Origin of the sequence: Kocuria sp. ZOR0020, from assembly GCF_000800955.1 — a bacterium.
In the GTDB taxonomy this organism is placed as follows: Bacteria; Actinomycetota; Actinomycetes; order Actinomycetales; family Micrococcaceae; genus Kocuria; species Kocuria subflava.
On sequence record NZ_JROX01000055.1, the window covers coordinates 1 to 10,408 of the forward strand.

Here is a 10,408-nt window from a genome sequence, read left to right on the forward strand (position 1 = left end):
CTTGCCCGCCGATCACGTCCACGTGGTCAACGGCAGCCTCCGCTTTGAGGCGGGCGATCATGTCCAACACGCCCTGGGAGTGGCCGTTGGCGGTGTCGATGAACAAGGCGTCCACGCCGGCCTCCACCAACGCCATGGCCCGCTCCCAACCGTCCCCGTAGAAACCAACCGCAGCGCCCACGCGCAGGCGGCCTTCATCGTCCTTGGAGGCGTTGGGGTACTGCTCGGCCTTGGTGAAGTCCTTGATGGTGATCAGACCGGTCAACCGCCCGGCGTCATCCACCAGTGGCAGCTTCTCCAGTTTATTGGAGGCCAGCAGTTTGAAGGCCTCCTCCTTGTTCATGCCCACATGCCCCGTGATCAGGGGCATGGGGGTCATGATCTCGCGCACCGTGCGGGTTTGATAGTCGGCCTCCGGCAGGTAGCGGATGTCCCGGTTGGTGATGATGCCCACCAGGCGGTTGCCGTCCTCCACCACCGGCAGACCGGAGACCCGGTAATAACCGCACAGACGGTCCAACTCGGCAATGGTGGCCTCAGGTCCCACGGTGACGGGGGCGGTGATCATTCCGGACTCACTGCGCTTGACCCGGTCCACGTTCTCCGCCTGGTCCTGGATGGAGAGGTTGCGGTGCAGAACCCCCATGCCGCCCAGGCGCGCCATCTGGATCGCCATCTTGGACTCGGTCACCGTGTCCATGGCTGCTGAGAGCAACGGGACGTCCAATTCGATCCGCTTGGACAGCCGGGACCGGGTGGAGGCCTCCGACGGGATCACGTTGGTGTTGCCGGGCAGCAACAGGACGTCGTCGTAGGTCAGCCCCGTGAAGCCAAAGGGATCCTCGGACAAAGCAGTGGGCACGGGGGTTTGGGACACTACGGCACCTTTCGTCAATGACTGTGCGGCCATTCTATGCGCCTGTCATGGGCGGCACGGACTGGCCTGCCGCGCTCAGAAGTACGTGGGGTCACTGGTCGGGTCGAAGGTGTCTTCAGCATCCTGCGGCAAGGGCAGATCAGGCTGTACCGGCACGTCAAAACCGTCGGACTCCACGGCTTCCGTGAACCGTTGGGCAAAGACCGGAGCCAAGGACTTGGTGAAAGGAATCGTCAGGTGCCCACCGTCGCGCTGAACGTAGACGTTGCCGATCGAGGCCGGGCACTGCTGCTCCGGGCAGACCTGATCCAGCAGATCGATCTGGGAGAACAGCGGATTCTCGTCAGCCATGCCCTGCATGGGATCCGGGGTGCCCAACATGGAATGGGTGCCGGTGCACTCGGGATCAGTGGGGTCCCCGGAATCCATGGCACATTCGATCAACCAGTCGTCAAACCGGGGAATGTCTCGAATGCCCAGAATCCGGTGCCCCTCATCCGTGTAGCGCTGCATCCGATCCACAAACCCGGCACGGTCGTACTCCACCTGGGAGTTGGTGAAGGTGGAGGTGGTGACCATCAGATCCGGATCAACGGCATCAATCAACGGGTCCACGCCATCCAGCCACGGGATGCAGTTCTCAAAGGCCTGGTCCTGGTCACTGGTGATGAAACACCCGGGGCCGATGTAGGTGACCACTCGCCAGTTGTCGGCCTCAGCCAACGGACGCAGGGCATCCAACCAGTGTTCGGTCTGGGAGTTGCCGATCAACAGGATCGTCCGGTCAGGATTCTGGATCTCCGGGGTGGCGTTGGTGCACTGCTCCTGTGAAACCTCCGGGATGTTCCAGTCATCCGGGCAGGAGGGGCCACGATTGGGTGATTGGCGATCCAGCTGCCCGGGCAGCGGCAGCGCAGGCGCACCCGCGTTGCCCGTGAACTCAAAACCTGGCTGGAGGACGTAGGCGCCGGGGTTGTCCACCGTGGGACCCATGGCCGCGTTCTCCACCTGGTTGTCAATCGCGCCCTGCCACGCAAGCACCGGGGCAAGCCCCACAGCCAGGCACACCGCCACGGCACCGGCCAAGCGGGGCTTGGTGAGTTCAGGCCACTTCCACTTCTTCAACGGACGCTCAATGAACTTGGTGGCCGCAATGGCCAGACCCAAGGACATCAGAATCAGCACGACGCCGGAGATCGGTCCCGCCTGTGTCCGGTCCCGCACCACCAGGTAGGTGATCAACAGCGGCCAGTGCACCAGGTAGAGGGCATAGGAGGCATCCCCGAGTTTCACCAGAGCCCGGGAGGCAAAGATCCGGTCCAGGCCCAGCGGCGAATTGGACTGACCGGCAATCATGATCGCGGCGGCAGAGAGCAACGGCCACAATGCGATCCACCCGGGGAATGCACCTTGGACATCCACAACAAGACCCACCAGGATCATGGAGATGAATCCGGCCCATCCGAGGAGCACACGCAACCACTGCGGCGGGTTCAGGAACGGGATGACCAGGGCCAGCAGGGATCCCAGTGCGAACTCCCACAGACGGGTTCGGGTGTCAAAGTAGGCGAACTCCTGCTGGGAGGTCGTGGTGATCATGGAGAACACCAGGGAGGAGACGAACACCAGGCCGAAGGCCGTGGCCAGAACCGGCACCACCTTCAACCGGGTGCGCTTGACGATCAACCAGCTCAGACCAAAGATCAAGGGCCACAGCAGGAAGACCTGACCTTGAACGGACAAGGACCAGAAGTGCTGCAGCGGGCTGGCCGTGGAGCGGTCCGCAGCGTAGTAGTCCACCTGGGTGAAGGCCAGTTCCCAGTTCTGGGTGTAGGTCACCGTGGCAACGGACTGGTCAAGGACCTCTTGGTAGCGCGACGGCGGGAAGAAGATGGCCGTGAGCACCAAGGTTCCCAACACGGTGATGACCGCCAGCGGAAGCAGCCGCTTGAACGTGTGCAACCAGTAGCGCCCCAGTTGCAGAGGGCGTCCGCCCTCGAGCTTGCGCACAAAGGACAGGGTCATGAAGAACGCGGAGATCAGTAGGAAGATGTCCACGCCACCGGAAACCCGGCCCAAGAAGATGTGGTAGGAGACCACCATGAACACGGCCACGGCACGCAGGCCCTGGATTTCCGGTCGGAAGCCGGAGTAGCGAGCCACGCGGTCCACGGAGGCGGGGTCCAGGCCGACTGTCCCCTGGCCCTGAACCTTTGCACCGCGCCCAGTTCCTGTCCCGTGCCCAGCTGCTGTCGAGTGCCCCATGCGTCCTGTTGCAGGAGTCTGTCCCCACGGCACCGCTTGTTCACCCATGGATTCCTCGATCACTGTGTGACGTCTTCCGGGTGGCCACTCTCCCCGGGACCACCCGGGGCATGAACTTATCAGCGAAAAGCCTCGCCTCCCCGTCATCGGGGAGGCGAGGCTCATCACGTCATGCGGCGTTCATCCGCCGGTCACAGCTGGTTGGGCAACCACCTCAGTGCTGGTGACCGTGCGCATCCTTCTCTGCAGGCTTGTCCGTGACCAACGTTTCCGTGGTCAACACCAGCGCTGCAATGGAGGCTGCGTTCTGCAGGGCCGAACGGGTCACCTTGACGGGGTCGATGATCCCGGCTGCCAGCAGATCGGTGTACTCACCGGCCTTGGCGTCGTACCCGTGGCCTGGCTGCATCTCAGCAACGTGGGAGACGACGACGTAGCCGTCCTGCCCCGCGTTGGCAGCGATCCACCGCAGGGGTTCACGCAGTGCGCGGCGCAGGATGTCCACCGCCACCAGGGCATCCCCGGTCAGACCCAGGTCATCCTGATCCAGCACCTTGGAGGCGTGCACCAGGGCGGAGCCACCGCCGGCGACGATGCCCTGCTCAAGTGCGGCACGGGTGGAGGACACGGCGTCCTCGATCCGGTGCTTGCGCTCCTTGGCCTCGACCTCCGTGGCTGCACCGACCTTGATCACGGACACGCCACCGGAGAGGCGGGCCAGCCGCTCCTGCAGCTTCTCCCGGTCCCATTCGGAGTCGGTTCGCTCGGCCTGGGCACGGATCTGGGCCACGCGGTCCTGGATGGCATCCGCTGAGCCGCCGCCGTCCACGATCGTGGTCTCGTTCTTGGTGACCGTGACCGTGCGGGCGGTGCCCAGCTGATCCAGGGTGACCTGCTCCAGGGTGATTCCCAGCTCGGAGGTCACCACCGTGCCGCCGGTCAAGGCTGCCAGGTCTTCCAGGATCGCCTTGCGGCGGTCCCCGAAGCCCGGTGCCTTGAGGGCCACAACATCCAGGTTGCCGCGCAGCTTGTTGACCACCAGAGTGGACAGGGCTTCACCCTCGACGTCCTCGGCAATGATGGTCAGCGGCTTCTTGGCCTGCAGGACCTTCTCCAGCACCGGCATGATGTCGGCAGCGGAGGAGATCTTGCCCTGGTAGAGCAGGATGTAGCCGTCAGACATCACGGCTTCCTGGCGCTCGGCGTCTTTGACGAACGACGGCGACAGGTAACCCTTGTCGAACTGCATGCCCTCGGTGACCTCGAGTTCGATCTCGGTACCCGAGCCGTCCTCGATGGTGATCACACCGTCCTTGCCCACCACGGAGAAGGCACGGGCGATCAACTCACCGATCTCCTCCGACTGGGAGGAGATGGCAGCAACCTTGGCGGTCTGCTCCCCCTCGACGGGGCGGGCGTCATCCAGCAGACGCTGGGAGACGGCCTCAACGGCAGCCTCGATGCCCTTCTTGATCTGAGCGGGAGCCGCACCGGCGGCCACGTTGCGCAGACCCTCGTTCACCAGGGCCTGGGCCAACACCGTGGCGGTGGTGGTGCCATCACCTGCGACGTCGTTGGTCTTGGTGGCGACTTCCTTGGCCAGCTGTGCACCCAGGTTCTCGTAAGGGTCATCGAGTTCGACCTCACGCGCGATGGTCACGCCGTCGTTGGTGATGACCGGGGCGCCCCACTGCTTGTCGAGCACCACGTTGCGGCCGCGCGGGCCCAAGGTCACCTTGACGGTGTCAGCCAGCTTGTCGACGCCTGCCTTCAGATGATTGCGTGCGTCTTCGTTGAAAATGAGCTGCTTGGGCATTCAGATCACTTCTCGACGACGGCGAGGACGTCGCGAGCCGGCAGCACCAGGTACTCCTGACCGCCGTACTTGACCTCGGTTCCGCCGTACTTGGAGAAGATCACGACGTCGCCTTCCTTGACGTCCATGGGAAGGCGGTTGCCGGACTCGTCGAAACGGCCGGGGCCAACAGCCAGGACCTTGCCCTCCTGGGGCTTCTCCTTGGCGGTGTCCGGGATGACCAGACCGGAAGCGGTGGTCTGCTCGGCCTCAACGACCTGGACAACAATGCGGTCTTCGAGCGGCTTGATGGAGATCGACACGATGTCTCCTTTTCTTGGACTCGAGTGTGAGTCCCAGTTGAGTTTTTGTGCTTGTCATGTCCCATCCACACAAGCTGCTGCTCCCCGGGCAAGGCAGCCACCGAACCAGGTTCGACGGCGATGCCGCGGGGATCTTGACGTGGATGTTGACCTGCGGGGGTGCCAATCGTCGTCGCGGTGCCGATCGGCCCGAATCCCATTAGCACCCTCCCAGGGAGAGTGCCAACGCTCACTGTAAGAGGCCCCTAGCAGTCGGTCAAGGCGAGTGCCAGGGGGTAGCTGTGAGCGGAATCCTGAAGCGGGAGGATTCATCCACATGACCAAGACACCAGAATTAGCGAACATGTGTATGTCTTAATTTGTCTCACATGCGATCTGACTCATCAACTTAGGCTAGCCTTCCCTATGTCATCGCGCGCACCACATCCACCGGTTGTGTCCGTGAACGCCACCTTTCACATGGCCTTCACGTACGTCTCAACCGGTTCACGCAGAAGGGATCTCCATGCTCTCCCCACGCACCCGCTGGGTGGCTCTCTCCGGTGCTCTGGCTCTGGCCCTGTCCGCTTGCGGCGCCACCTCAGACGGCAACCAGGAATCCAACGGTGAGACCACCACCGTTGAAGTTGAGGACAACCACGGCACCCAGTCCGTGGAGGTTCCGCCCGCAACCGTGGTGGCCACGGACAACCGCGTTTTCGAAACGCTGGACACATGGGATGTTGAGCTGGCTGCCGCCCCCAAGCCGATCATGCCGGACACCGTTTCCTACACGGAGAACGCAGACGTCATTGATCTGGGCAACCACCGCGAACCCGATCTGGAAGCCGTGGTGGCGGCCGACCCTGACTTGATCATCAACGGCCAGCGCTTTGCCGACTATTACGACGACTTCCAGCAGCTGACCCCGGACGCCACCCTGGTGGAGCTGGATCCCCGTGACGGCGAGCCCTTTGATGAGGAACTGAAGCGTCAGACCTCCACCTTGGGCGAAATCTTTGACAAGGAAGATGAGGCCGACCAGATCAACCAGGATCTGGATGACGCCATTGAACGCGTCAAGAACGCCTACCAGGAGGGTGAGACGGTCATGGCCGTCAACGTCTCAGGTGGCGAAATCGGCTACATCGCACCCGGTGTGGGCCGGACCCTGGGCCCGGTCTTCGAGATTCTGGGGTTGACCCCCGCTCTGGAGATCGAAGGCGCCAGTGACGACCACCAGGGTGATGACATCTCCGTGGAAGCCATTGCCGATGCCAACCCGGACTGGATCCTGGTGATGGACCGGGACGCCGCAGTCAGCGCGGATGAGGACTACACGCCTGCCGAACAGGTGATCCAGGGCTCCGAGGCCTTGAGCAACGTCTCCGCCGTCCAGGAGGGCAACGTGGTCTACATGCCCAGCGACACCTACACCAACGAGGGCATCCAGACCTACACCGAGTTCTTCAACGCCCTGGCCGATGCCATGGAGAACAAGAGCTGATTCACCCATGACACCACCACGAGCAGCAGTTTCCACCACGGCAACCCGCCCCGAGCATCGATTCAAGGGGAGGTTGTTCGACTGGAAGCTGCTGCTCGGCGTTGTGGGTGTGGCAGGACTTCTGATGCTGTCCCTCACCACTGGCGTCTACGACGTCTTCGGCGCAGGGGACGGCGGTCAGATGTTCGCCATCACCCGCATCCCCCGGACCATCGCGTTGGTCCTGGCAGGTGCAGCCATGGCCATGTCCGGTCTGGTCATGCAGTTGCTGACCCAGAACCGGTTTGTGGAACCCACCACCACGGGGACCACCGAGTGGGCCGGACTGGGCCTGCTGACGGTCATGATCATTTTCCCCACCGCCTCCATCATCGGTCGGATGACCGGGGCCGTGATCGCAGCCTTCATCGGCACCATGGTGTTTTTCCTGTTCCTGCGCCGAGTCTCCCTGCGGTCCTCCCTGATCGTGCCGATCGTCGGCATCATGCTGGGAGCCGTGGTGGGCTCGATCTCCACGTTCATCGCCTTGCAGACGGACACCCTGCAGAACCTGGGGGTGTGGTTTGCAGGCTCCTTCACCTCCGTGCTGCGTGGCCAGTACGAGTTGCTGTGGATCGTGGCCCTGATTGCAGTGGCCGTGTTCTTGGTGGCGGATCGGCTCACCGTGGCGGGTCTGGGTGAGGACGTCGCCACCAACGTGGGGCTGAACTACAACCGGATCATCTTGCTGGGCACCGGATTGATTGCCGTGGCCACAGGGGTGGTGACGGTCGTCGTCGGGAATCTGCCGTTCCTGGGGCTGATCGTGCCGAACATCGTGTCCATGTTCCGAGGGGACGATCTGCGCTCCAACCTGCCGTGGGTGTGCCTGCTCGGCATTGCGATCGTGACTGTCTGCGACTTGATCGCGAGGACCATCATCATGCCGTTCGAGGTCCCGGTCTCCGTGATCCTGGGAATCGTGGGGGCCGTGGTGTTCATCTTCCTGCTGCTGCGTCAGAGGCGTCGTGCTTAGGCCGGGGGCAGTGATGCAGAAGAAGATCAGACGACCCGGCACGGCACTCAGAACACCCCGGGTGACGCAGGTGCGCCACGGCGCCAGCGCCTTCCCCACGTCCGCCGCCAAGCGCCGGTACTTCACCATCCTGTTGGTGATGGTGGTGGCCTCGGCGGCCTTCGGCTTCGGGCTGCTGGCCTGGAACAACCCCGCACCGTACGGCAGCTCCGGATTCTGGCGGATCGCGGAGATGCGGACCACCAACGTGATCATCATGGCTGTGGTGGCCTTCTGCCAGGCCATGGCCACAGTCAGCTTCCAGACCGTCACCAACAACCGGATCATCACCCCGTCCATCATGGGTTTTGAGTCCCTCTACGTGGCCATCCAGACCTCCACGGTGTACCTGCTGGGGGCCGCCGGGCTGATTGCCTTCAGCGGAACTCCCCAGTTCTTGTTCCAGATCAGCGTGATGGTGACCTTCGCGTTGCTGCTCTACGGCTGGTTGCTCTCCGGGAAGTACGGCAACATGCAGGTGATGTTGCTGGTGGGCATCATCATCGGCGGCGGGCTGGGCTCCGTGTCCACGTTCATGCAGCGCCTGCTCTCCCCCAGCGAGTTCGATCTGCTCTCCGCCCGGCTCTTTGGCTCCGTGACCAATGCAGAGGCCGGTTACCTGCCGATCGCCATCCCCCTGTGCCTGGTGGCCGGGGCGGCCCTGTGGTTCAACGCCCGGCGCCTGAACCTGGTGTCCCTGGGCCGGGATTCCACCGTCAATCTGGGCCTGAACCACCGGTTTGAAACCATCAAGGTGCTGTTTCTGGTCTCCATCCTGATGGCCATCTCCACCGCTTTGGTGGGTCCCATGACTTTCCTGGGCTTCCTGGTGGCCACATTGGCCTACCAGTTCGCCGACACCTACGACCACCGATTCGTGTTCCCCATGGCCTTCTTCACCGGCTTTGTGGTGCTCACCGGCGCCTACTTTGTGATGAACCACGTGTTCTACGCCCAAGGTGTGGTGGGCATCATCATCGAGTTAGTGGGCGGATCGGTCTTCCTGTACGTCATCCTGCGAAAGGGACGCTTGTGATCACCCTGACGGACGTTGCCAAGAGCTACAACAGTGAGGTTTCGATCGGCCCGGTCAACCTCCAACTTCCCGCCGGAGGCATCACGGCCTTGGTGGGACCCAACGGTGCCGGGAAGTCCACGCTGCTGACCATGATCGGCCGGCTGCTGGGCGTGGACCGCGGTGCGATTGAAGTGGGTGGGCTGGATGTGTCCACCACCAAGTCCAAGGACCTGGCCAAGATCGTCTCCATCCTGCGCCAGGAGAACCACTACGTGACCCGGTTGACCGTGCGCCAGTTGGTGGGATTCGGCCGCTTCCCCTACTCCAAGGGTCGCCTGACGCTGCTGGACGAGGAGATCATCTCCCGCTACATCGACTTCCTGGACCTGGGCGGGTTGGAGGACCGGTACCTGGACCAGCTCTCCGGCGGTCAGCGCCAGCGCGCCTACGTGGCCATGGTGCTGTGCCAGGAAACGGATTACGTGCTCCTGGACGAGCCTCTGAACAACCTGGACATGCGCCACTCCGTGCAGATGATGCAACACCTTCACCAAGCGGCCAGGGAATTGGGGCGCACCATCATCATCGTGCTGCACGACATCAACTTTGCCTGCCACTACGCGGACCGCATCTGTGCGGTCAAGGACGGTCAAATAGCCGAGTTCGGAACCCCGGAGGAGATCATGTCTGATGATCTGCTCAGCCGGGTGTTTGAGACCCCGGTCCAGTGCATCAACGGTCCGCGCGGTCGGTTGGCCTGCTTCTACTGAACCCGTCTCTCAGGCCCGTTCCCGGGCAGGTAGCGTGGTCCAGGTGAGACCCCACCTCCCCTCCGACAACCACGACGACGCAACCCCCTTGGCGCAACTGCTCACCCCTGAGGGCATGCACCTTGTGGATTCCCTGGGTCCCTATAGCGAGGACCAGGTGCTCGCCGTGTCCACCCGGCTGCGGGCAGAGGGGTTTGCCCCCGAGGTTGTCTCCGAGGCACTCACCCAGTCCCGCCTGCGAACAGCCGGTGCCGAAAAATTCGGCGAATTCGCCTCCCGCATGTTGTTCACCCAAACCGGGTTGGAGCAGGCCACACGTATGCAGGTTTCCGCCTTGCACGCCCAGCGGTTTGTGGATGCGGACATCACGTCTGTGGCAGATCTGGGGTGTGGAATCGGTGCCGATTCCATGGCGCTGGCGGGCCTGGGCCTGAGCGTAGTGGCGGTGGAGCGAGACCACACCACCGCTGCGGTGGCCACCGTCAACCTGATGCCCTTCCCCAACGCCCAGGTGGTGGCCGGCGATGCGCAAGCCATCGATTGGGACTCCGTCCCCGGAGGCCGCCCCCACTCCCTGTGGTTGGATCCGGCGCGGCGTACGGATGACCGCCCGCGTTCGGCTTCCTCACAGCGCATTTTTGATCCTGAAGCATTCTCCCCGCCGCTGTCCTTTGTCCAGGAGTTGGCTGCCACCGGCATTCCCATGGGCGTGAAAATGGGCCCCGGCATGCCGCACTCAGCCATCCCGGCCGATTGTGAAGCCCAGTGGGTTTCGCATCGCGGGGACGTGGTGGAAGTGGTGCTGTGGTTCAACGCCCTG

General features: G+C 63.1%; 8 protein-coding genes and 1 pseudogene. 5 read left to right on the top strand and 4 right to left on the bottom strand.

Translation table 11 applies throughout. The annotated features are described in order from the left end of the window. The 4 genes from L979_RS03985 to groES form a co-directional block, all read right to left on the bottom strand. Positions 1 to 910, bottom strand: a 910-nt coding sequence (locus tag L979_RS03985; RefSeq protein ID WP_156125378.1) for an IMP dehydrogenase, incomplete at its 3' end; no start/stop codon positions are given. Positions 911 to 952: 42 nt separating this feature from the next. After that, on the bottom strand, positions 953 to 3,190 hold the full coding sequence (locus L979_RS03990; protein ID WP_231559385.1) for an acyltransferase family protein: 2,238 nt from the start codon (positions 3,188 to 3,190) through the stop codon (positions 953 to 955). A gap of 166 nt (positions 3,191 to 3,356) precedes the next feature. Next, positions 3,357 to 4,958, bottom strand: coding sequence for a chaperonin GroEL (gene groL, locus L979_RS03995; protein ID WP_047689507.1), 1,602 nt, complete (start codon positions 4,956 to 4,958; stop codon positions 3,357 to 3,359). Positions 4,959 to 4,963: 5 nt separating this feature from the next. Continuing rightward, the gene (gene groES, locus L979_RS04000; RefSeq protein ID WP_047689510.1) at positions 4,964 to 5,260 is read right to left on the bottom strand and encodes a co-chaperone GroES; all 297 of its coding nucleotides are present in this window, start codon (positions 5,258 to 5,260) and stop codon (positions 4,964 to 4,966) included. Positions 5,261 to 5,765: 505 nt separating this feature from the next. Here groES and L979_RS04005 point away from each other — a divergent pair. From L979_RS04005 to L979_RS04025, 5 genes and pseudogenes are all read left to right on the top strand, one after another. Beyond that, positions 5,766 to 6,746, top strand: coding sequence for a siderophore ABC transporter substrate-binding protein (locus tag L979_RS04005; protein WP_047689513.1), 981 nt, complete (start codon positions 5,766 to 5,768; stop codon positions 6,744 to 6,746). A gap of 7 nt (positions 6,747 to 6,753) precedes the next feature. Next, on the top strand, positions 6,754 to 7,761 hold the full coding sequence (locus L979_RS04010; RefSeq protein ID WP_047689516.1) for an ABC transporter permease: 1,008 nt from the start codon (positions 6,754 to 6,756) through the stop codon (positions 7,759 to 7,761). A gap of 13 nt (positions 7,762 to 7,774) precedes the next feature. Next, positions 7,775 to 8,836 carry an iron chelate uptake ABC transporter family permease subunit gene (locus tag L979_RS04015; protein WP_047689519.1) on the top strand — a complete coding sequence of 354 codons (1,062 nt, stop codon included), beginning with the start codon at positions 7,775 to 7,777 and terminating at the stop codon, positions 8,834 to 8,836. Next, positions 8,833 to 9,588, top strand: a complete 756-nt coding sequence (locus L979_RS04020) for an ABC transporter ATP-binding protein (RefSeq protein ID WP_047689521.1) — start codon at positions 8,833 to 8,835, stop codon at positions 9,586 to 9,588. The genes L979_RS04015 and L979_RS04020 overlap by 4 nt, the downstream gene beginning before the upstream one ends. Before the next feature lie 115 nt (positions 9,589 to 9,703). Then, a pseudogene (locus L979_RS04025) lies at positions 9,704 to 10,408 on the top strand (SAM-dependent methyltransferase); the annotation flags it as partial.

Excerpts from the sequence above, each read along its gene's own strand:
- L979_RS03990 (WP_231559385.1), bottom strand. The coding sequence starts at position 3,190 with ATGGGTGAACAAGCGGTGCCGTGGGGACAGACTCCTGCAACAGGACGC.
- groL (WP_047689507.1), bottom strand. The coding sequence starts at position 4,958 with ATGCCCAAGCAGCTCATTTTCAACGAAGACGCACGCAATCATCTGAAG.
- L979_RS04005 (WP_047689513.1), top strand. The coding sequence starts at position 5,766 with ATGCTCTCCCCACGCACCCGCTGGGTGGCTCTCTCCGGTGCTCTGGCT.
- L979_RS04010 (WP_047689516.1), top strand. The coding sequence starts at position 6,754 with ATGACACCACCACGAGCAGCAGTTTCCACCACGGCAACCCGCCCCGAG.
- L979_RS04015 (WP_047689519.1), top strand. The coding sequence starts at position 7,775 with ATGCAGAAGAAGATCAGACGACCCGGCACGGCACTCAGAACACCCCGG.